This window comes from Pontimicrobium sp. SW4 (assembly GCF_039954625.1).
Lineage (GTDB): Bacteria > Bacteroidota > Bacteroidia > Flavobacteriales > Flavobacteriaceae > Pontimicrobium.
On sequence record NZ_CP157199.1, the window covers coordinates 1,247,127 to 1,268,788 of the forward strand.

General features: G+C 31.4%; 20 protein-coding genes. 18 read left to right on the forward strand and 2 right to left on the reverse strand.

Annotated elements, in window-relative coordinates; genetic code table 11:
* The first annotated feature begins 61 nt into the window (after positions 1 to 61).
* The 10 genes from ABGB03_RS05995 (at position 62) to ABGB03_RS06040 (ending at position 9,375) form a co-directional block, all read left to right on the forward strand.
* Positions 62 to 598: a TetR/AcrR family transcriptional regulator gene (locus ABGB03_RS05995; protein WP_347925685.1), complete on the forward strand. Its 537-nt coding sequence runs from the start codon at positions 62 to 64 to the stop codon at positions 596 to 598.
* A 1-nt stretch (position 599) separates the two neighbouring features.
* Positions 600 to 1,385, forward strand: coding sequence for a GNAT family N-acetyltransferase (locus ABGB03_RS06000; protein ID WP_347925686.1), 786 nt, complete (start codon positions 600 to 602; stop codon positions 1,383 to 1,385).
* Positions 1,386 to 1,393: 8 nt separating this feature from the next.
* Positions 1,394 to 2,458, forward strand: a complete 1,065-nt coding sequence (gene rsgA, locus ABGB03_RS06005; protein ID WP_347925688.1) for a ribosome small subunit-dependent GTPase A — start codon at positions 1,394 to 1,396, stop codon at positions 2,456 to 2,458.
* 52 nt (positions 2,459 to 2,510) lie between these two features.
* Positions 2,511 to 3,365, forward strand: coding sequence for a type II CAAX endopeptidase family protein (locus ABGB03_RS06010; protein ID WP_347925690.1), 855 nt, complete (start codon positions 2,511 to 2,513; stop codon positions 3,363 to 3,365).
* 152 nt (positions 3,366 to 3,517) lie between these two features.
* Entirely contained in the window at positions 3,518 to 4,273 is a 756-nt protein-coding gene (locus ABGB03_RS06015) for a DUF2971 domain-containing protein (RefSeq protein ID WP_347925692.1), read from the forward strand.
* A 149-nt stretch (positions 4,274 to 4,422) separates the two neighbouring features.
* Positions 4,423 to 5,898, forward strand: a complete 1,476-nt coding sequence (locus ABGB03_RS06020; protein ID WP_347925694.1) for an alpha-L-fucosidase — start codon at positions 4,423 to 4,425, stop codon at positions 5,896 to 5,898.
* Between the two features lie 155 nt (positions 5,899 to 6,053).
* The gene (locus tag ABGB03_RS06025; RefSeq protein WP_347925696.1) at positions 6,054 to 6,365 is read left to right on the forward strand and encodes a GIY-YIG nuclease family protein; all 312 of its coding nucleotides are present in this window, start codon (positions 6,054 to 6,056) and stop codon (positions 6,363 to 6,365) included.
* 299 nt (positions 6,366 to 6,664) lie between these two features.
* Positions 6,665 to 7,768 carry a serine hydrolase domain-containing protein gene (locus ABGB03_RS06030; protein ID WP_347925697.1) on the forward strand — a complete coding sequence of 368 codons (1,104 nt, stop codon included), beginning with the start codon at positions 6,665 to 6,667 and terminating at the stop codon, positions 7,766 to 7,768.
* Between the two features lie 246 nt (positions 7,769 to 8,014).
* On the forward strand, positions 8,015 to 8,833 hold the full coding sequence (locus ABGB03_RS06035) for a CPBP family intramembrane glutamic endopeptidase (RefSeq protein WP_347925699.1): 819 nt from the start codon (positions 8,015 to 8,017) through the stop codon (positions 8,831 to 8,833).
* Positions 8,834 to 9,063: 230 nt separating this feature from the next.
* Entirely contained in the window at positions 9,064 to 9,375 is a 312-nt protein-coding gene (locus ABGB03_RS06040) for a GIY-YIG nuclease family protein (RefSeq protein ID WP_347925701.1), read from the forward strand.
* Between the two features lie 87 nt (positions 9,376 to 9,462).
* Here the strand turns inward: ABGB03_RS06040 and ABGB03_RS06045 are convergent, their stop codons facing one another.
* Positions 9,463 to 10,815: a DEAD/DEAH box helicase gene (locus ABGB03_RS06045; RefSeq protein ID WP_347925703.1), complete on the reverse strand. Its 1,353-nt coding sequence runs from the start codon at positions 10,813 to 10,815 to the stop codon at positions 9,463 to 9,465.
* A 100-nt stretch (positions 10,816 to 10,915) separates the two neighbouring features.
* Between ABGB03_RS06045 and pabB the strand changes: the two genes are divergently transcribed.
* Positions 10,916 to 12,205: an aminodeoxychorismate synthase component I gene (pabB, locus tag ABGB03_RS06050; RefSeq protein ID WP_347925705.1), complete on the forward strand. Its 1,290-nt coding sequence runs from the start codon at positions 10,916 to 10,918 to the stop codon at positions 12,203 to 12,205.
* On the opposite strand, the gene ABGB03_RS06055 is transcribed toward pabB, so the two are convergent.
* Entirely contained in the window at positions 12,202 to 12,894 is a 693-nt protein-coding gene (locus tag ABGB03_RS06055; RefSeq protein WP_347925707.1) for a hypothetical protein, read from the reverse strand. The two genes, pabB and ABGB03_RS06055, sit on opposite strands and share 4 nt — an antisense overlap.
* Positions 12,895 to 12,999: 105 nt before the next feature.
* Between ABGB03_RS06055 and tilS the strand changes: the two genes are divergently transcribed.
* The 7 genes from tilS (at position 13,000) to ABGB03_RS06090 (ending at position 21,479) form a co-directional block, all read left to right on the forward strand.
* The gene (gene tilS, locus ABGB03_RS06060; protein WP_347925709.1) at positions 13,000 to 14,310 is read left to right on the forward strand and encodes a tRNA lysidine(34) synthetase TilS; all 1,311 of its coding nucleotides are present in this window, start codon (positions 13,000 to 13,002) and stop codon (positions 14,308 to 14,310) included.
* Position 14,311: 1 nt separating this feature from the next.
* On the forward strand, positions 14,312 to 15,277 hold the full coding sequence (locus ABGB03_RS06065; protein WP_347925711.1) for an alpha/beta fold hydrolase: 966 nt from the start codon (positions 14,312 to 14,314) through the stop codon (positions 15,275 to 15,277).
* 336 nt (positions 15,278 to 15,613) lie between these two features.
* Positions 15,614 to 16,510, forward strand: a complete 897-nt coding sequence (locus ABGB03_RS06070; RefSeq protein WP_347925713.1) for a hypothetical protein — start codon at positions 15,614 to 15,616, stop codon at positions 16,508 to 16,510.
* A 66-nt stretch (positions 16,511 to 16,576) separates the two neighbouring features.
* Entirely contained in the window at positions 16,577 to 18,115 is a 1,539-nt protein-coding gene (locus ABGB03_RS06075) for a YifB family Mg chelatase-like AAA ATPase (RefSeq protein ID WP_347925715.1), read from the forward strand.
* Positions 18,116 to 18,174: 59 nt separating this feature from the next.
* Positions 18,175 to 19,443: a hypothetical protein gene (locus tag ABGB03_RS06080; protein WP_347925717.1), complete on the forward strand. Its 1,269-nt coding sequence runs from the start codon at positions 18,175 to 18,177 to the stop codon at positions 19,441 to 19,443.
* 120 nt (positions 19,444 to 19,563) lie between these two features.
* A complete protein-coding gene (locus ABGB03_RS06085; protein ID WP_347925719.1) occupies positions 19,564 to 20,118 on the forward strand; it encodes a sigma-70 family RNA polymerase sigma factor in 555 nt (184 codons plus the stop codon).
* The gene (locus tag ABGB03_RS06090; protein ID WP_347925720.1) at positions 20,115 to 21,479 is read left to right on the forward strand and encodes a hypothetical protein; all 1,365 of its coding nucleotides are present in this window, start codon (positions 20,115 to 20,117) and stop codon (positions 21,477 to 21,479) included. Before ABGB03_RS06085 ends, ABGB03_RS06090 begins: the two co-directional genes overlap by 4 nt.
* The last annotated feature ends 183 nt before the right edge of the window (positions 21,480 to 21,662 follow it).

Sequence of the window (21,662 nt, forward strand, 5' to 3'; positions counted from 1 at the left end):
GTTTGATTAAATCTTAAATGCATATATTTGCTAACCGACCAAACGGTCAGTTTGTATTATTATGGATAAAAGAAAACAAATTATAGACGTTGCAACCAAGCTATTCTCTGAAAGAGGATATGAGAATACGCCACTTTCTGCTGTTTGTGAAGTAGCTAATGTTTCCAAAGGACTTATTTTTCATCACTTTAAATCAAAAAATCATTTATTGAGAGAGATATTTTCTAATACCACGAAATTGATAGAAGATATCAATCAATCTAGTAGCTCCAAACAATCTCCTAAAGAAAAGCTCAAGGAAATCATTGAATCTGTATTTAGACAATTAGAAGCAGACAAGCTGTTTTTCCAGTTAAACCTAAATTTAATGTTGCAACCAAGTACAAGAGACGTATTAAATGACTTAATTAAAGAGAGATCTAGCATAATACTTGATTCTACTAAGTTAATATTCAGCGAGATTGATTCAAAAAACGCAGAAGTGTTAAGTTATATGTTCATAGCAGAATTAGATGGAATTGCTCTAAACTATTTATGCATTTTTGAAGACTATCCATTAAGACACATAAAAAAACAAATTCTTGATAAATACACCTAAAATGAATTTTATAAAAACAGATGACTCTAAAACTATAAACGAATTTAGAAAGGCGTTATACAAAACGTTTGTAGCACCATTAGACTCCATGTGGCAAGATTTATACATAGCGTCATCACAAGCATATTTAATTAAAAAAGACAATAAGCATATTGGTTATTGCTGTATTGATAGTAATGCAGCATTATTGCAAGTATTTGTAACAAATGAAAACAGATGTCTAATGCAAACCATCGTTAGAGAATTGATTGATTCAAAACATATATCGTCTGCAAGCTTAAGTGCTATAGAACCAGTATCATTTAATGCTTGTTTATTTCATTCAGCATCAATGAAAACAAATACGTTTTGTTACGAATATTCAAATCGTCCTTTGAATGATAAAAATTCATTAAATGTAGAATTGGTTACTCCAGAATATTCTAATGCAATTAGAAGTTATTATAAGGAGCATGTAGGCTTTGACGATACGTTTGGTTATGTCGATAATTTGGTATCACGAAATGAGTTGTATATGAGTTTAGAAAATGATAAAATTATAGCCACTGGCGAATGTAGATTGAGCGATACGCAATCAAACTACGCCGATGTTGGTGTTTCCGTAAATAAAGAACACAGAAAAAAAGGGTTAGCAACAAAAATGTTGCAACAAATGGCTTTAAAAGCCATTGAGCAAGACAGACACCCAATATGTTCCACAACCATCGATAATGTTGGTTCTCAAAAAGCTATTGAAAGAGCTGGATTTTATTGCTCTAATATTATATTCGATATGAAATTCAATTAAAACGAATTATGACACTTCAAGATTTAGGATATAATGATTCGCTCGAATCTTTTAGAATAGAAAACGGACTTGATACCTTTTTAGTTGGTCGTGTGATTCTCGAACATAAAGAACGTTATGTTGTAAAAACACCTAATGCGGAATTTGATGCCGAACTCATCGGGAATTTAAGATTCACAGCAGAAAGCAGATACGATTTTCCAGCAGTAGGTGATTGGGTAGCTTTTACAGAGTATGATGAAGGCAAAGGGTTAATTCATAAAGTATTTCCTCATCATTCTATTCTCGAAAGACAGGCTGTCGGTAAATCAGGACAGGTACAAATAATTGCAACAAACATTGATTATGGTTTAATTGTACAAGCCGTGGATAGAGATTTTAATTTAAATCGTTTAGAACGCTATTTAACCATTTGCAATGCGGCAAAAGTGAAGCCTATAATTGTGCTAAATAAAACCGATTTGATTAATCAAACGGAATTAAATGCTATTATGAATCGAGTTACAGATAGAATAAAAGACGTAACAACAATTGCAGTAAACAATGAACCTAATGGATATAAAGCGCTAGAAGCTTTTATCAAAAAAGGAAACACCTATTGCTTGTTAGGATCGTCAGGCGTAGGGAAGTCCACCCTGTTAAATGGACTATCTGGTAACGAACTCATGAAAACTGCCGAAATAAGTACTAGCGTCAACAAAGGGAAACATACAACCAGCCATAGAGAGTTAATTGTATTGAAAAATGGAGGTGTTTTAATCGATAACCCTGGAATGAGAGAAGTTGGAATTGCTGATACTACAAGCGGATTAGAAGTCACCTTCGATACTATTTTAGAATATGCACAAAGCTGTAGATTTAAAGATTGCACGCACGAACATGAAAATGGTTGTGCAGTGCAAGAAGCACTAGAAAATGGAGACCTAGATTTAAGTTCTTATACAAATTTTAGAAAAATGGAACGAGAAAAAGAACATTTCGAGTCGGATGCTTTAGAGCGTAAAAAGAAAGACAAAGACTTAGGGAAGTTGATTAAAAAAGTGGTGAGGCAAAAACGAGATTCTAAGTATTGAGTTGTAACAACGTTCCAAATCTCTCGTCGTAAAGGAAACCTAAACATCTAAAATGCAAAATAGTACAACCGAACGCAAAGAAACTTGGAAAACAATCTTTCTTTTCTTAATGATTGTTACAATTATAAGCACACCATTTCATCTTGCAATTGTTAATTTATATCCTTCTCGAATATACGTTGGAGCACTCATGTGGTGTCCAGCAATTGCTGCAATAATTACACTTAAATTAAAAGGACGACCTATTTCTTCCATACATTGGAAATGGGCAGATTGGAAATATATTCGCATGTCTTACTTTATTCCTGCTTTATATGTTTTAATTACCTATATACTCATCTGGATTTTTGGATTAGGAGGATTATCGAATGAAGAGAGCATTATGGAATGGGCTACAGAACTTGGATTAGTTGGAATTGGAACATTAAAACCAGCATTTGCCATAATTATAGGTATTATTTTGCTAGGAACTGTAGGCGTTATAAGGGCAATGGCAACGGTTTTAGGAGAAGAAATAGGGTGGCGAGGTTTTTTAATCTATGAATCAAGAAAGGTGCTTTCTTTTACTGGTGTTTCCTTTTTTGTTGGATTTATCTGGGCCTTCTGGCATTGGCCAATATTATTGTATTACAGTGAAAATGTCACTTTGGAATTTATAACTTTTTTTGTTTTTGTAATTTCGATGTCATTTATTATGACCTACTATACTTTTAAATCTAAAAGTTTATGGCCAGCGGTAATTTTTCACTCAGTAAGTAATGTTTTTGTTCAGAAAATATTCCCTCCAATCACTACAAAAGTTGAAGGCTCAGAACATTGGTTAGGCGAAAACGGAATTATGTTTGCCATTGTAACTTTAGCTTTTGGTATGTATTTTTGGAGAAAAGCAATTAAGGAAAAATTGTAAGCTTAAAGGCATGCTTTATGTTTATAACTTCCTATAATTGCTTGCGCTAAATAGTTGACTTTTTACGTGTTAAAAACTAACTTCGCTTATCGTTTGATATAAAACATTAAAACGTTGTATGTCATAACATTGGGTACAAGGCGGAATCAAACATGGACGAATGCAAAACATATTTAAAAAAAGCCTATCGGTTTTTAACCTTTGATGGATTGTTTAAAACTATTGAAACAAAAAGTTTTAGGTTAACACGAGTTGATAAGTTCAATGATCCATTAGATAATAGTCCGTTAATTACACCTTCAGATTGGATCGAGTATTCTCGAGAAGAGAATAAAGGATTTTTTAGCATTGCAAAAGAACACATTTTTAAAAATGTCTTTAAGAGTAACTACATTTGTTGTTTTAGTAAGCACTACTGCGAAAATGATTCTTATTTAATGTGGTCGCATTATGCCGACTCACATTCTCAAGTTTGCTTTGAAATAGATTTCTCTATTCATAAATATTTAGGAGGACCTTCAGAGGTTAGTTATCCAGATTGCTTAGTAACAGAAAGAGAAAATTTTAAAACTAACAAGGACATTAATGATAGTAAATTAGGACTATTTCTAGTTACAAATAAATTGAATAATTGGTCTTATGAAAGTGAAGTTAGATTGATTGTTGATATTCTTCATCCAAATTTTGATTACCAGAGATTTAAAATAAGTGACAATGCTGATTACATCTTTGCGGATTTTGATTTAAAACTTATTTCAAAAGTAATATTTGGAGTAGAATCAAAATTATTTAATGAACTGAAAACACGATGTTTATTTGAGGGAAATAATTTATACCCAAAATATGAGAAGATGTATATTGATCCGATTGATTTAAAATTAAAAAGTAAAACTTATAAATTCAAATAGCCCAGTACCTAACACTGCATATAATTTATGCTTAAATTTGAACTGAACGATAAAACAAAAATTGTAACAAACTGATTTGCTTTGACCGAAAATCCTAACGGGTTTTCAATCGCACAAATCATATTCAAACCCGATAAGCGCAACTCAAAATGAAACAACTACTTTTTATAATTGCATTTCTTTTTATTCAATCAGTTAGTTACTCACAACATGAAGGCGAAGAACACTATGTGCCAGAAACAAACCCTTTAGTATTAGATAAAATAGAGCAGTGGCAAGATCTTAAATTTGGGCTCTTAATGCATTGGGGAGCCTATAGCCAATGGGGAATTGTAGAGTCTTGGTCTTTATGTCCAGAAGAGTATGGTTGGTGTGAAAGAACCGCAGGTTCAAACCCTAATAATTACAATGTCTATGTTGAAGAATATAGAAATTTAAAGAAAACATTTAACCCTATTAAGTTCAACCCAGAGAAATGGGCAGATGCTGCCAATAAAGCAGGAATGAAGTACGTAATATTCACGACCAAGCATCACGACGGGTTTTCTATGTTTGATTCTAAATACACCGATTATAAAGTCACAGACCCAGAATGTGCATTCTCATCAAATCCAAGAAGTAATATTGCGTTGGAGATATTTGATGCTTTTAGAGCAAAAGACTTTTGGGCTGGAGCGTATTTCTCAAAACCAGATTGGAATTCGCCTTATTATTGGGATCCAAAGTATCCACCAAGAGATAGAAATGTTAATTACGAACCAGAGGCTAATCCTGAAGCATGGAATAAGTTCACAGAGTTTACACATAATCAAATACTAGAATTATTAACGGATTATGGCAAAATTGACATTTTATGGCTAGATGGTGGTTGGGTAGCAAAAACACCAAAATCACAAATCACCAGTTGGTATGACGAACAACTTAAAAATAATGATAATGGTTATTTAAAACATAGAATTGTTAACCAAGACATTAAAATGGACGAGTTGGTTGTGAAAGCACGCGAAAAACAACCAGAATTAATTGTAGTAGACAGAGCTGTATATGGTAAGAATCAAAATTATTTAACACCAGAAAACCGTGTTCCAGATAAAGAATTGCCTTATCCTTGGGAATCGTGTATCATATCTGGAGGAGGATGGTCGCATACAGTAAATGCAAAGTATATGAGTGGGAGAGATGGTGTACAATTACTTGTGGATATTGTGGCTAAGGGTGGTAATTTATTGCTTAATGTAGCACCAACTCCAGAAGGTGAATGGCAAGAAGGTGCGTATAGACTTTTAGAAGATTATGGCAAGTGGATAGACATTAACGGTGAAGGTATTTATAACAGTAAAGTATTGCAGCCTTATAAAGAAGATAATATTTGCATGACACAACAGGATGATGGGACGTCCTATTTTTTCTATATGTGTAAAGAAAATGAAGCTAATATGCCTTCAGAGATTATTGTAAAATCTCATGCTCCAGCAAAAGGTAGCAAAGTGTCATTATTAGGAAGTAATAAATCTTTAAAATATGAACTTCTTGATGAAGGATTTAAAATATTTATCCCAAAGTCATTGCAAAATAGTCCACCTAGTGATTATGTATGGACGATAAAAGTTTCTAAACTGAAATAACTATAAAAAGGTTACTTCCTTTTATTCCGCTTATTATAATTCTTGTTACCTCTGGTTTTATGCTTCTTGTCATTCCTGCCTTTCGTCTGCGCTCAAGATAAACTACAGCAGGAATCTACTTACAAAGAAAAATAGTAATTTTAGTTAAAAACTAAATGCACAAAAATGTTCATCAATATTACTTGTATCTGCTGTCTAATAAATACAATGGCACTTTATACATTGGCGTAACCAATGACTTAGAGCGCAGAATGTTTGAGCATAAAAACAAACTCATTGAAGGTTTCACCAAAAACTACGGCTTAAATCGTTTAGTCTATTTTGAAACATATCAATACATTAAAGATGCAATAAAAAGAGAGAAGAACATGAAGAAATGGAAACGAGAATGGAAAATAAAGTTAATTGAAGAGGATAACCCTAATTGGGGTGATTTGTCTAAAGATTGGCCTTATTTAAAGGATTAGACTTTCTAGAACTCTTGTGGATTCCTGCCTACGCAGGAATGACAATAGGGTTTTTGAAAAAGCGACTATGAGGACGAGAAACTAACTTATTATTTCTTATTCCGCTTATTATAATTCTTGTTACCTCTGGTTTTATGCTTCTTGTCATTCCTACCTTTCGTCTGCGCCCAAGATAAACTACAGCAGGAATCCACTTATTTATTTCTTAGTGTAAAATAAAATTTAACTCTTATTCCGTAACGCAATTTTTTTTTAGTCGTCTTAATTAAATAATCACATATTTTTTATAATATAAAATAATGAAAATAACCTCTTTTTTAAAGTGTCCATTAGTTACTCTTGCCTTATTAGTTTTATTATCTCTACCAACCAATGCACAGACATTAGAGGCCAAAATAGATAGCTTATTATTTGCAAAATATGAATCAATAGCTCCTGGAGCTGCTTTCTTGATTGCAAAAAATGGAAATGTCATCTATCGGAAAGCATTTGGTCAAGCGAATCTTGAATTAAACATTCCTATGAAACCAGAAAACATTTTTGAAATAGGTTCTATGACAAAGCAATTTACTGCTATTGCCATTTTAATGTTAGTAGAACAAGGTGAAATAGAATTGACAGATGAGATAACAAAATTTATCCCTGATTATCCAACAGATAATAAAAAAATAACTGTTCATCATTTATTAACACATACTTCTGGTATAAAAAGCTATACTAGGATGAAAGCTTTAAATGATATTGCAACAAAGGACCTTACACCAATGGAACTCATAGATTTCTTTAAAGATGAGCCGATGGATTTTAATCCAGGAGAAAAGTATAGATATAATAATTCTGGTTATGCCATTTTAGGATATATTATAGAATCTATATCTAAACAAAGCTATGCTAGCTTTATCGAAGAGCACATATTTAAAAAGCTAGATATGACCTCGTCATTATTTGCAAGCCACAGTAAGGTTATAAAAAATAGAGTTTCTGGATATCATAAAAAGGAAGATTATGTAAACACAAGACACATAAGTTTTTCATTACCATATGCTGCTGGTTCTTTAATGTCTAATGTAGACGATATGCTAAAATGGCAAGAAGGTCTTAATGATAATCGATTAGTTAGCAAAAGCACTATTGATAAAGCATTTACAAATTATGAATTAAACAATGGAGACTCTATAAATTATGGATATGGCTGGCATATTAAAGAACTAAACGGAACTCCAAGTAGAGAGCACGGTGGAAGTATATTTGGGTTTAAATCAATGGGTGTATATCTTCCTCTTGAGGATATATATGTTATAGGATTAAATAATTGTGATTGCAATTCACCTACAAAAATCACAAGAGAAATTGCTGGGTTAGTTAATGAGGAATTTGCTAAAAAAGAAAATAATAAAAATTAAAACTGCTTAGTATACGCAATTGATTAATGCGTGTTATGCCTTTGCAAGAATCCACTCTTAATGTAAACATTGTTTTTTACTTAATAATATAGTGTCTTGATTTTCAATGATTAAACTTCTAACTTTGCTTATCGTTTGATATAAGTCATTAAGACAATGTCATATCGTTTAAACAGTCTGCATATAGACAATAATGTTACATTTTCGATTTTCACTCGTCTACATATTAAATTAAAGTCAATAAGAATGTACAATTTATTAAAAAAGCCTCTTTACGCTTCGATTTTGGTAGTCATTATTGTTGCTTCGTCTGTATTTATTAAACTGGAACTTCGTTCATATTTGATAAATTTTCACATAACAGAACAACAAGCTAGATGGATTGGAGACATCATAATTAACTTCTCTCTCTTTGCTCTATTTTTTTATTTAATTAGAAAACTCTCTTTAGAAAAATTGGGTGGAATTAGTAATGAGAAATTAAAAAACAAATTATTACTCTTAATTCCTTTTCTACTTTTAATCCCTATGTCTACTGAATTATTTGATTTAAACTGGTCAGAAACTAATCTACTGAATCTGTTTATTTTATTGCTTTGGTCATTGTCTATAGGTTTCTTTGAAGAGTCTGCATTAAGAGGTTTTTTACAATCTGTATATCTAAATAAATTTTGGAAATCGAGAATGGGAATTATTCTGAGTGTATTTATTACCTCCTTCATTTTTGGTTTACTTCATTTAATAAGTTGGACAGGGAACTTATATTCTGAAATAAACCAAGTAATTATTGCTACCATTCTTGGAGTTTTGTTTGGCGCATTACTTCTAAAAACCAATAAGTTATATCCAATCGCAATTATTCATGCGCTATTTGATTTCTTTTCAGGAATAGACGAATTAAAACCAGCGGATAATTCAGTCAGTAATATTGTTGAAAATAATTCAGTAATTCAAGAGTTTAGCGTGTCTTTTATTCTCATTCCCTTTTTTATTATTGGAATAATTCTTTTGATTAAAATTAAGCTTAACGAATTAAACTTAAGAGACAAACTTAAAGATATATAGCTCATTACAATTTGCTATTTTTCGGTCACAATAGAGAGAATCAGCTATGTTTTTCTACAACTAGTTACACATAAAACCATAGGAGTGGCTCAGATATTCTATCAAAAAAAGAGCTATTTCTTATTTCGTTTATTGTAATTCTTATCACCTCTAGTTTTAGGTTTCTTGTCATTCCTGCGAAGGCAGGAATCCACTCATAAAGAAAAATAGTAATTTTAGTTAAAAATTAAATGCGCAAAAATGTTCATCAATATTACTTGTATCTACTATCTAATAAGTACAATGGCACCTTATATATTGGCGTAACTAATGATTTAGAGCGCAGAACGTTTGAGCATAAAAACAAACTCATTGAAGGTTTTACCAAAAACTACGGCTTAAATCGTTTAGTCTATTTTGAAACATATCAAAACATTAACGATGCAATAAAAAGAGAGAAAAACATGAAGAAATGGAAACGAGAATGGAAAATAAAGTTAATTGAAGAGGACAACCCTAATTGGAGTGATTTGTCTAAAGATTGGGTTTGCTTAAAGAATTAAGCTTTTAGAATTCTTGTGGATTCCTGCCTGCGCAGGAATGACAATAGGGTTTTTGAAAAGCGACTATAAAAACGAGAAACTAACTTATTATTTCTTATTCCGTTTATTGTAATTCTTATCACCTCTAGTTTTAGGTTTCTTGTATTTTTTAGCAATTTTAAACTTATAAGAACCACCTAGATTTTCTTTTGAATTTTTTGCAGATTTCTCATGAAATGCTGGACCAGGAGCATCATCGTCTTTATTACGATTTAAAGGATTGTAACGTTCTTTTAGTTGTGGACGTTCTTCTTCAATAAGCTCTTTAGAAATTTCAACAGCTTCAGGTAATTCTAAAACAGGAATCGTCATTTGCATGAGTTCTTCAATGTTTTCTATAGCATCTTGCTCTTTTTCGGTACTAAATACAAGGGCATGTCCTTCTTTTTCAGCACGACCAGTTCTACCAATACGATGCATATAGTTTTCGGGATATTCAGGAGTATCAAAATTAATAACGTGAGAAATACTATCGATATCTAAACCACGAGCCATCACATCTGTAGCTATTAAAATTCTATTTTCACCTTGTTCAAATTGTGAAATACTACGTAATCTATAATTTTGAGTTTTATTAGAGTGTATGACACAAGATTCACCATAATACGATTCTTCAAGTTGATCAAATAAACGATCTGCCATACGCTTATATGCAACAAATATCAATACTTTACTATATGTGTCTCTATCTTCAAGTAAATGATTTACCAAATTAACTTTGGAGTAAAAATTTGGCACGTTGTATCGTTCTTGCTTAATGTTTTCAAGTGGTGTTCCAGATACTGCAATAGAAATACGATGTGGATTAATAAAAAAATCAGTTATTAGCTCATCCACGTCTTGAGTCATGGTAGCCGAGAACATAATGTTTTGTCTACGCTCAGGAAGAATATCAAAAATATTTAATAATTGATGTCTAAAACCAAGGTCTAGCATTACATCCACTTCATCAATCACTAACTTCTGTATCGATTTTAATTGTAGTGTTCTGCTAACTGCCAAATCATATAGGCGTCCAGGAGTAGCTATTAATATATCCAAGCCTTCTGCTACTGCTTGCTTTTGTGTGTTAATATTTGTGCCTCCATACACACCTAAAATACGAACATTAACATATTTAGCAATCTTTTCAAACTCTTCTACTACTTGAACAACCAATTCACGAGTTGGTACTAATACTAAAACTCTTGGATTATCTTGTTTTGCGAAAGGTAAGTTCTTTAAAATTGGTAAACCATAAGCAAAGGTTTTTCCAGTACCAGTTTGTGCAATACCAACTACATCTTTACCTGAGCCAATCACATTAAACGATTGTTCTTGTATAGGTGTTGGTTTTTCAAAACCAAGATCAGCAATAGCATTATGTAAAGGAGTAGTAAGATTTAGCTCTTGAAATGTCACGTTAAAAAATTTTGCGACAAAGGTAATGGTTTCTCTTAACAACGTCCTTTTAAATTACATTTATCTGTTTACCTTTGCGACTTCATAAATCACTCATTCATTGCGTAAACATAAGTCGGTTTTAATTAAGGATATTTCTAGTTTCAAGGAGAAACTCTTATTATGGAGTCAGCAGTTTGATGATGTGGTTTGGTTAGATTCTAATAATTACCATGAGTTAAACACCGAATACGATGCTGTATTAGCTGTAGATGCAATGACGAGTTTGCAATCAGACTACCATCAGGCTTTTGATAAGTTGCAAGAGTATCAAAACAAGACTAATGATTGGATTTTTGGTTATCTATCGTACGATTTAAAAAATGATATTGAACATTTAGCCTCTAATAATTTTGATGGGCTTGAGTTTCCGGAATTGTATTTCTTTCAGCCTAAGAAATTATTTCTAATTAAAGGAAATAGACTCAATGTGTATTATTTAAATATGATAGCTGAAGAATTTAACGAGGATTTGAAAACAATAAATGCTCAGAAATTTGATACTGAAGCTCATGAAAATGGTGTGAAAATTCATTTGCGAATTCATAAAGATGAGTACTTTAATAAAGTAAATGAGCTTCTTAGCCATATTCATAGAGGTGATATTTATGAAGCTAATTTTTGTCAAGAGTTTTATGCCGAAGACACCGAAATCAATCCAGTTGAAACATATAAAAAGCTTAACAGTATTTCGAGACCACCTTTTGCGACGTTTTTAAAAGTGTACGATAAGTTTTTGTTGTCTGCATCACCAGAGCGCTATATTAAGAAAAAGCATGATTATGTGATGTCTCAGCCAATCAAAGGAACGTCTAAGCGCTCTAAAAATATTGAAGAAGATAGTTTACTTATAGAGCAATTAACAAATGATGAAAAGGAACGTAGTGAGAATATCATGATAGTAGACTTAGTGAGAAATGACTTGTCTAAAACTGCTATAAAGGGTAGCGTACAAGTTGAAGAATTATGTAAAGTATACACCTTCGACCAAGTGCATCAAATGATTTCTACGGTATCTTCAAAATTAAGAGAAGGAATTTCTCCTGTAGACGTTTTAAAAACAACATTCCCAATGGGAAGTATGACAGGAGCGCCTAAAATTTCAGCAATGAAAATTATAGAAGAGCTTGAAGAAACTAAAAGAGGCTTATACTCAGGAGCTGTGGGTTACTTTACTCCAGATGGTGATTTTGATTTTAACGTGATTATTAGAAGCATTTTGTACAATGCCACAAAGCAATACGTATCCTATTCGGTTGGAGGAGCGATTACGGCAAAAAGTGACCCATTAAAAGAATATGAGGAATGCTTAGTGAAAGCAAAAGCGATGCGAGAGGTTTTAGAGCATTAAGGTAGATTCTTTCTAAAACTTTTTTGAACGCTTTCAAAAATTCTTTCAATGCGTTTAATTTCTATGTCTTTTATTTTTGAGATGTCTTCAAAACTAAGTTTGCCAAAAACAAATAAATCAACAACATCAGTTATATTCATTGGCAACCACGTGTAGAACTTACCTAATAGTTTTTTGGTATGTTGTGTAGATATATCTTCTATTTCAAAAGCACTTATGACTGAGGAGTTATTATCATCATATAAAAACAAGTGCTTATGCTTATTGTCTTGCTGATAAGAAATGTCTTCTAAATCTTCGTTCATGACGTAATCCATATCTGCATCAAGTGTAAAATTCTCTTCTAAGCTATCTAATTCTTCTTCTAAAATGGTGTTCGTACTTTGAGTATTTTTATGAAATGCTTCTTTTTTTAATAGTTCATTTAAATCGTTATCCACAATCTTAAAAAGATCAAGTTTAATAGCCATTTCTTCCAAGTCGATGTTGATGCCTTTACTGTAGTATTTTGCAATACCTTCATCAATAATATCATTAGAGGTATACATATTTCTTGGTAAAACTCCTGTGGATTCGGCAATATATAAACGATGCTTTATGTAGGTATGAAGATGCTGAACTGCAGAAAGTACTTTTTTATCGAATTCTGTCTGGGTGCTTTTATCCATTATTTTTTTTATCGTGCTCATTATCTGAAATTTTAATTAATATTTAAAACTAAAAAACAATCATGTTTAATAATATGATAATTATCACATTCAATTTAATATCATCAATGTTGTATATTTGAAACCATGCTAAAAAAATTCCAAAGCCATATAAACGAACAGCTTTATTTTATAAAGAATGCTAAGTTGCTTATTGCAATTTCTGGAGGAGTGGATAGTGTGGTTTTAGCATATGTATGTAAGAAAATGGGTTTGAATATTTCTTTAGCTCATTGTAATTTTAACCTTAGAGATGCTGAAAGTGATGCAGATGAAGATTTTGTGTTGCAGTTAGCTGAAGATTGGGAATTAGAAGTGTTTATTGAAAATTTTGACACAAAAAAATTTGCTACTGATGAGAAAATAAGTATGCAAATGGCTGCCAGAACATTGCGATATTACTGGTTTGAAGAACTAAAAGCACAATTAAAATTCGACTATATTTTAACAGCGCATCATGCTGATGATAATTTTGAAACCTTCTTGATTAATTTATCCAGAGGTACTGGTTTGGATGGTTTGTTGGGGATTCCTCAGGTTAATGGTGTTATTGTGAGACCTTTGTTACCATTTACTAGAGACGATGTAGAAAAATTTGCTAAAGCGTATAAACTGCAATGGAGAGAGGATAGTAGCAATTCATCAACCAAATATTTGCGAAATAAATTGCGTCATGATGTGATTCCTATTTTAAAAGGAATCAATCCGCAGCTATTACAAAACTTCGAGAAGACACAGCAATACTTAAATGATGTCAAATCAATCGTTAATGACAAAGTGGATGAGGTTGCACAAAATATTGTAAGTAAGGCCAAGAACAATGGTGTGGTTTTTAATATCAATGAAATACAACAATTAAATAATCCTAAAGCCTATTTGTATGAATTATTAAATGGCTATGGCTTTACACAATGGCAAGACATACTGGAATTGTTAATTGCGCAATCTGGAAAACAAGTGTTTTCAAACACGCATCGCTTATTGAAAGACAGGGAGTATTTAATATTATCTGAAATTACCGATTTACCTAACGAATCAATTAAAATCACCGATTCTCAAAGCGTTGTTTTAACACCTTTCGGGAAGTTGTCAATTTCTAAAGTATCTAATAAAGAAGAAGCTCAAAAAAATATAGCTTATTTCGATTTGTCTAGCTTAAGCTTTCCTTTAACTCTCAGGAAATGGGAGCAAGGTGATGCTTTTTATCCTTTAGGAATGGCAGGAAAAAAGAAGGTGAGCAAATACTTTAAAGACGAAAAATTTTCTTTATTAGATAAGGAAAATGCATGGTTACTATGTTCAGGTGATGATATTATTTGGATTGTTGGTCATAGAACAGACAACAGATTTAAAGTCACAGACAATACTACGCAAATATTAAAAATAACCATACAATAAAATGCCAATAATAGAATCGGCGTATAAGCCTCCTTTTTTATTTAGAAATGGTTTTGTTTCTACAGTGTATTCAGGACTGGCTAGAAGAGTAAATGGTTTAATTCAAGAACGAGAGCGTATTACGCTTAGTGATAATGATTTTTTAGACTTAGATTGGAGTTATTCTAATACAGAAACTAATAAAGTAATTATTGTTTTACATGGTTTAGAAGGGAACGCTCAAAGGCCTTATATGATGGGAACAGCTAAGCTATTTAACGAGAATGGAGTAGATGCAGTTTGTGTAAATTTTCGTGGTTGTAGTGGCGAGCCAAATTTAAAATATCGTAGTTATCACTCTGGTGCCACTGAAGATTTAGTTGATATTGTTAACCATTTACTTAATAAAAAGCACTACTCCGAAATATATTTTCATGGTATTAGTTTAGGAGCTAATATGGTGTTGAAGTATATTGGTGAGCGTAACAATGTGCCAACTCAAATTAAAGGTGTTGTTACAGTTTCTGTACCATGTGATTTACATGGATCGTGTAAAGAATTACATACTTTTAAGAATACCTTATACCATGACAGATTTAAAAAACATTTGGTAGATAGGTTAAAGATAAAACAAAAGCAATATCCTGATATATTGAGTGTTAAAGAGATTACATCGATTAAAACTTTAATAGATTTTGATGACGTTTATACATCTAAAGCTCATGGGTTTAAGGATGCGCTAGACTATTATACGCAGTGCAGTAGTTTACAATTTCTACCAAATATTAAAATACCTACATTAATTATAAATGCATTGAATGATTCTTTTTTATCTCCTGAATGCTATCCAGTAAAAGAAGCAAAAGCAAATAGTTGTTTACATTTAGAAATGCCAAATCATGGAGGTCATGTTGGTTTTATTCAGTTAAAGAGCTATTACTACAATGAAAAAAGAGCACTTGAGTTTTTTGGGATAAATAAAGACTAATCAAATTACAGAAGTATATAAAAAAGCGAATCCCATAGTGACCATACTATAGGATTCTTTTTTGTGTAATACCTAAACAACTACAAGTAGTCATTTAAGTGGCTGCAAATATAGACTAATAAACGAAGGAAGCACTATACTATTTGTTTAAAAATTCAATTATGTTTTCTGACAATTTTTCTTACATTTAAGCAAACCAATCATGTATGCTTAAAAAAGTATTTGCTAGTGCTGTTTTTGGTGTGGAAGCCTCCACAATTAATTTAGAAACTAATGATTAGGTTAATGTAGATAACTTCTAGTTTTTGACTTTAAATTTTGGTAACTGATAATAATATGATAAATAAAAAAGGACAAGAATCTAAATTTCAATTTTATTTGAATTGGATTAAAGAGCATTTATCACTTTTAGTTTTAATCCCAATTTTATTAGGTGGTATTTGGCAAGTAATAATGTTATGGCAGTTTGGATTATCATATGTTAGATTTTTTTCGATATCGCAATTAGTTTCTGATGGCTTAATTATATTGATGTTTGTGCCATTAATCATCTTATTTAGCTATTTTATATTTTCATATTCGATAGATAAAATCAGGGGTAAAGATAAATTTGAAGTTAAGCTGAAGGATTACTTACCAGCAGTTACTTTACTAATATTTCTAACTTCATATTCTATTCATTATATAACAACAAGGTATGGTTCAAGCTCATTAATTCCACCTTTTCACTCGATAATTGAATTTGCTTTAATATCACTTGGATTATACTTATCAATTCGTTTAAATATATTATTTGAAGTATTCACTGGGAAAAATGAGGTATTATTGAAAGAAGCTAGAAAATTAAATCCACTTTCTAGAATTAAAAATATAACAAATAAGAACACCTTCAAAATCATTGGAAATTTTCTTATGTCATTATCTACTCTTGGCTTCTTTATATTTTATTTTGCGTTTTATTTTGTTGTTACAATAAATACAATTCTTTCTATTAATAACTATTATAAACCAAATGATTTGTATAATATAAAAACAGTAGTGGAAAAAGTAGAAAAAAACTATAATATTAAAAAAGAAGATTTTGAAATAACATATTTTAATGATTCTTATATTTTCATCACTAGTTATAAGTTACCCAAGAAAAAAAGAGATTCTTTAGTACAATTTAAAAAAGTATCAAAAAGTGAAATTTTAATTTTAAAAACAGATGCGTTTTTTAAGGAATTGAATTAAAAACTTTGAATGTTTACAATAATTTTTATTGACAATTTTTCTTACATTTAAGCAAACCAATCATGTATGCTTAAAAAAGTATTTGCGAGTGCTGTTTTTGGAGTGGAAGCCTCTACAATTACCGTAGAAGTTAATGTAGATAAAGGCATAGGGTATCATTTAGTTGGATTACCAGATAATGCTATAAAAGAAAGTAATTATCGTATTGCTGCAGCCTTACAGAATAACGACTATAAAATTCCCGGAAAGAAAATTACCATTAACATGGCACCAGCCGATTTACGTAAAGAGGGTTCTGCATACGATTTAACCTTGGCTATTGGTATTCTTGCGGCTTCCAGCCAGATAAATGCAGAAAGCTTAGAAGATTTCCTAATAATGGGTGAGCTGTCATTAGATGGAAGTTTACAGCCTATAAAAGGCGCTTTGCCAATCGCTGTTAAGGCAAGGGAAGAAGGTTTTAAAGGATTTATATTGCCAAGTCAAAATGCTAAAGAGGCAGCGATTGTAGACAATCTAAAAGTCTATGGTGTTGATAATATCAAGCAAGTCATTAATTTCTTTGATAAAGGAGAAGCACTGGAACAAACAATTATAGATACGCGAGCAGAATTCGCCAAAAACCTAAACTTTCCAGAATTTGATTTTTCGGATGTAAAAGGACAAGAAAGCATTAAGCGTTGTATGGAAATTGCAGCAGCTGGTGGACATAACATAATTTTAATTGGACCACCAGGAGCAGGAAAAACCATGTTGGCAAAACGATTGCCGTCTATTTTACCTCCAATGACTTTACATGAAGCTTTAGAAACAACTAAAATTCATTCGGTGGTTGGTCGTGTTAAAGAACATGCAGGACTTATGGCGCAACGACCTTTTAGGAGTCCACATCATACAATTTCAAATGTCGCTTTGGTTGGAGGAGGTAGTTATCCACAACCAGGAGAAATCTCATTATCACATAACGGCGTGTTGTTTTTAGATGAATTGCCCGAATTTAAGCGTGAGGTTTTAGAAGTAATGCGACAGCCTTTAGAGGATAGGGAAGTGACAATTTCTAGAGCAAAATTCACGGTTACTTATCCAAGTAGTTTTATGTTGGTGGCTAGTATGAATCCTAGTCCTGGAGGATATTTTAATGACCCAGATGCGCCTGTGACAAGTTCACCAGCAGAAATGCAACGTTATTTAAGTAAGATTTCTGGACCCTTATTGGATAGAATAGATATTCATATAGAAGTCACGCCTGTTCCTTTTGAAAAGCTCTCTGAAGAACGTAAAAGTGAATCATCAGTAGATATTAGAAAACGTGTGACTGCAGCTAGAGAGATTCAAACGCAACGTTTTAAAGATTCAGAGAAAGTTCATTACAATGCACAAATGAATACCAAGCAAATTAGAAAGCACTGCAAGTTAGATGATGCGTCTATGGAATTGCTAAAAGTAGCTATGGAGCGCTTAAATTTATCTGCAAGAGCATATGATAGAATATTAAAGGTAGCTCGTACCATAGCTGATTTAGAAGGTGTAGAAAAGATTAATGGGAATCATATTAGTGAAGCTATTCAATACCGAAGTTTAGATAGAGAAGGTTGGTTGGGGTAACTTTTTTACAATACACTGCAACCTTTTGTTTTTTTTTCATCTTATTAATAAACAATAATATGAAAAATAAAATTTCAACCTTAGTTTTACTTGTAATTGTGTGTTTACAACTAGTAAATTGTAATAGTGATAATGATCTCAATTATTTTATAGATCCAGTTAGTGTAATGGTTCCGATAATAAAATCTAAATCTGAAATTAGAAATTCAATTGAGATTACTGCAGCTAAGCAAACTAATTCTGATGGTAAAATATATGTCTATGATGATTTGTTATTTTATATATCACAAAACTCTGGAATTCATATATTTAATAACCAAAACCCAGAAAACCCAGAAAATATAGCATTTATAGAATTAGAAGGAGTGCATGATATTTCAATAAAAAATGATATTCTATATGCTGATAATTTCATGGATTTGGTAGTGTTTGATATAAGTGATTTATCAAGTATACAGCTTGTTAATATAGAAGAAGATATATTGGTGTATTATGCTGTATTTCCTGAAGATGTATCATACTACCAAACTAGTGTATTCCCTATAAATGATGATGAATTCATTGCAGATTATGCTACCGTAGATATGAAGAGAACTGAAGTAGAAAATAATCCCGATATCTATCATTGGGAGAGTTTTGTTTTGTTTTCTGATATGGCAGCTGAGAATAATGTTGGGGTCGGAGGCTCTTATGCTAAATTTCAAATTTTTAATAACGCATTATATACAATAGACGGTTATAAGTTAAATACATTTAATATCACTGATTATAATTCTATTTCTTTAGTATCAGAGACTTGGATGGGAGGCTGGTTTGGTGGTGAGCTAGAAACTACATTTCTTCTAAAAGATTATTTGTTTATTGGAGCAACTAATGGTATGCATATTGTTGGCTTACAAGATGAATTCAATCCAATCTATACATCATCATTTACACATGCTACCGGTTGTGATCCAGTTGTGGTAGAAGAATTCACAGCTTATATTACTGTGAGAGGAGGAAATTCTTGTGGTGCAATTGAGGATCAAATTAATGTGATTGATGTCTCAGATATTAGTATGCCTGTAGAATATTCTACATATTTTTTATCTAATCCTTATGGTTTAGGGGTTAAAGATCAAGTGCTATATGTGTGCAATGACGAAGGCATAAATGTATTTGATGCTCAAAATCCAAATAATTTAGTGTTAGAAAATACTTATAAGTCTAATTCTAAAGATGTCATTCCGTTATCATCTCATTTAATTACTGTGGGAGAAAATGTAATTCATCAATATAATTATGTGGATAATTTTGGATTAGAACTTATTAGTACTATTCAATTTTAAAGAGATAGAGATAGAGTCTCGAAATTTAAAACCTTATCCTTTTTTGAGTTTAAATGTTATTAGTAGTTTAAGCATGGATATTTATAAATTTAATCAATAAACATATAGATTAGGGTCAATTTGGATAAAGAGCTACGAATACTCATACAAAAATGTGTTGAGCATGATAGGGAAGGGCAGCGTGAATTATATACGCTGCTTTCTCCTGTATTGTATGGTATTTGTCTAAAATATATGAAGAGTAAACCTGAAGCTGATGATGTCTTTCAAGATGCCTTTATTATTCTATTTCAAAAAATTAATCAATATAAATTCAATGGAAGTTTTGAAGGATGGACAAAGCGAATTTTCGTTAATAAAGCCATAGAAGTTTTACGAAAGAAACAAGATCGACTATATGTTCCGATTGAAGATTCTAATCTGAGCAGTCATTTTGATGATGAAACGAATGAGTTTGACCTTGTTTTATCTCAAGATAAGTTATTAAAGCATATACAGCAATTACCGGATAATTATAGGATGATATTCAACTTGTATGTTTTTGAAGGTTATAATCATAAAGCTATAGCTAGTAAGTTAAAAATGGCAACTGGAACTTCAAAATCATTATTAAGTAGGGCAAAAAGTATGTTGAGGACAAAAATTTATGAGGAATTAAACAAAAAAGTGTCATGAAGAAGGATCGTATTGAAGAAGTATATGGCGAATTAGAAATGTTCTCTAAAGTGCCGCCAAAGGAATTATGGAATGAAATAGAAACAAGACTTCATCCAAAAAAGAAGAAAAGAAGAGTGTTGTTTCTTTGGGGCTCTGCTGCTGCAGTATTAGTAATGCTACTAGGTTATATGGCTATAAATTTGTTAGAGTTTAATAGTAAACCTATACAGAAAATTACAGATACAGAACTGCCTGAAAATAATGATATAATAAATGAATCAAATGAAAAAAACACTAAAATAGTTAAAGGGGTAAATATTGGTGATACTAATAAAGACTCATTAAACATTGTAACAAGTCAGCAACAATTAACGGATAGAAATGGCGTGTTAGAGAAAAAAGAAGAGAGAAAGAATAGTTTTTACAAAAAAAGCATAAAAGATAAAGAACAGAATCCGAACTATAATGAGAGCTATTCTCAGAATATTTTAAAGAAAAAGATTGATAAAGTTGCTAACGAAGATATTTCCGATTTACAGAGTAAGAATAAAAATGTAACTAACTATGACAAAGAAAAATTGATTGCAAGTAATGATTCTATCTCTAAGATGAAGGATGCTTCTCTGTTAGGTTCATCAGAAAATCTTGTAGCTAAAAATGAGAATACTAGCGATAGTATAAACACGAATGCTCTAGCAAGTTCAAAATGGTTAGTTGAGATTTTAGGCGGATTATCTAATACGGTCTCTAAATCATCTATTCAAGGTACAACTGTAAGCACAACATCCCAAGAGAACTTTGTGTATGCTTTTAAAGTAGGGTATTCAATTTCTGATAGGCTAGTTGTAAAATCTGGCATTGGTAAGAATATACTAGGTCAAGAAATAAATAATATAAAGTATGTGAGTTCAGACACCTCTCCTCTAGTAGGAGATTATCAAAGTATTGTAAACAATCAAACCATAATATTTCTTGTTTCTCAAGAAATAGTTAACGATTTTTCTTCTCATGTAGGGGTTATTAGTGAAGGAACTTTTCAGCAACAATTCGATTATATCCAAGTGCCATTAGAGTTTTCATATAATTTAATAAATGAACAAAAATATAATGTATCATTAGGTGTTGGTGGAAATTTAAACTTTTTAACAAAGAATAAAACTTTTCTAAACAATGAACAAATAGGCGAAAGCTTAGGTGTTAATCACACAATTTTTGGAGCAACTTTAAACTCTAATATTTCATATAAGCTAGCAAAAGAAATGATTCTGTTTTTAGAGCCAAGTTATAATTATTTTGATAAGCCTATAGATAATAATAATAATCAGATTTTTAATAACACCCAGTTAAGAGTCTTGTTTGGATTACGATATAAACTTTAAATAAAAAATGCCTTAATATTTCCATTAAAGTTTATCTTATTATATAATCCTAAAAGGCTCTAGAACAATTACCAATTCAAAAGCTTCACAACATATTTACCTGACTTCAGATTTCGAAGCTTAGATAGAGAAGGTTGGTTAGGGTAAGTCTTTTATGATTTACTCAACGACTTATTAACAAAC

Bases quoted from the DNA above. Each gene is read 5' to 3' on its own strand.
- ABGB03_RS06055 (WP_347925707.1), bottom strand. From the start codon at position 12,894: ATGAGCACGATAAAAAAAATAATGGATAAAAGCACCCAGACAGAATTC.
- ABGB03_RS06035 (WP_347925699.1), top strand. From the start codon at position 8,015: ATGTACAATTTATTAAAAAAGCCTCTTTACGCTTCGATTTTGGTAGTC.
- ABGB03_RS06070 (WP_347925713.1), top strand. From the start codon at position 15,614: ATGATAAATAAAAAAGGACAAGAATCTAAATTTCAATTTTATTTGAAT.
- ABGB03_RS06090 (WP_347925720.1), top strand. From the start codon at position 20,115: ATGAAGAAGGATCGTATTGAAGAAGTATATGGCGAATTAGAAATGTTC.
- ABGB03_RS06000 (WP_347925686.1), top strand. From the start codon at position 600: ATGAATTTTATAAAAACAGATGACTCTAAAACTATAAACGAATTTAGA.
- ABGB03_RS06030 (WP_347925697.1), top strand. From the start codon at position 6,665: ATGAAAATAACCTCTTTTTTAAAGTGTCCATTAGTTACTCTTGCCTTA.
- rsgA (WP_347925688.1), top strand. From the start codon at position 1,394: ATGACACTTCAAGATTTAGGATATAATGATTCGCTCGAATCTTTTAGA.
- ABGB03_RS06080 (WP_347925717.1), top strand. From the start codon at position 18,175: ATGAAAAATAAAATTTCAACCTTAGTTTTACTTGTAATTGTGTGTTTA.
- tilS (WP_347925709.1), top strand. From the start codon at position 13,000: ATGCTAAAAAAATTCCAAAGCCATATAAACGAACAGCTTTATTTTATA.
- ABGB03_RS06025 (WP_347925696.1), top strand. From the start codon at position 6,054: ATGCACAAAAATGTTCATCAATATTACTTGTATCTGCTGTCTAATAAA.
- ABGB03_RS06015 (WP_347925692.1), top strand. From the start codon at position 3,518: ATGGACGAATGCAAAACATATTTAAAAAAAGCCTATCGGTTTTTAACC.
- ABGB03_RS06040 (WP_347925701.1), top strand. From the start codon at position 9,064: ATGCGCAAAAATGTTCATCAATATTACTTGTATCTACTATCTAATAAG.
- ABGB03_RS05995 (WP_347925685.1), top strand. From the start codon at position 62: ATGGATAAAAGAAAACAAATTATAGACGTTGCAACCAAGCTATTCTCT.
- ABGB03_RS06020 (WP_347925694.1), top strand. From the start codon at position 4,423: ATGAAACAACTACTTTTTATAATTGCATTTCTTTTTATTCAATCAGTT.
- ABGB03_RS06065 (WP_347925711.1), top strand. From the start codon at position 14,312: ATGCCAATAATAGAATCGGCGTATAAGCCTCCTTTTTTATTTAGAAAT.
- ABGB03_RS06075 (WP_347925715.1), top strand. From the start codon at position 16,577: ATGCTTAAAAAAGTATTTGCGAGTGCTGTTTTTGGAGTGGAAGCCTCT.
- ABGB03_RS06010 (WP_347925690.1), top strand. From the start codon at position 2,511: ATGCAAAATAGTACAACCGAACGCAAAGAAACTTGGAAAACAATCTTT.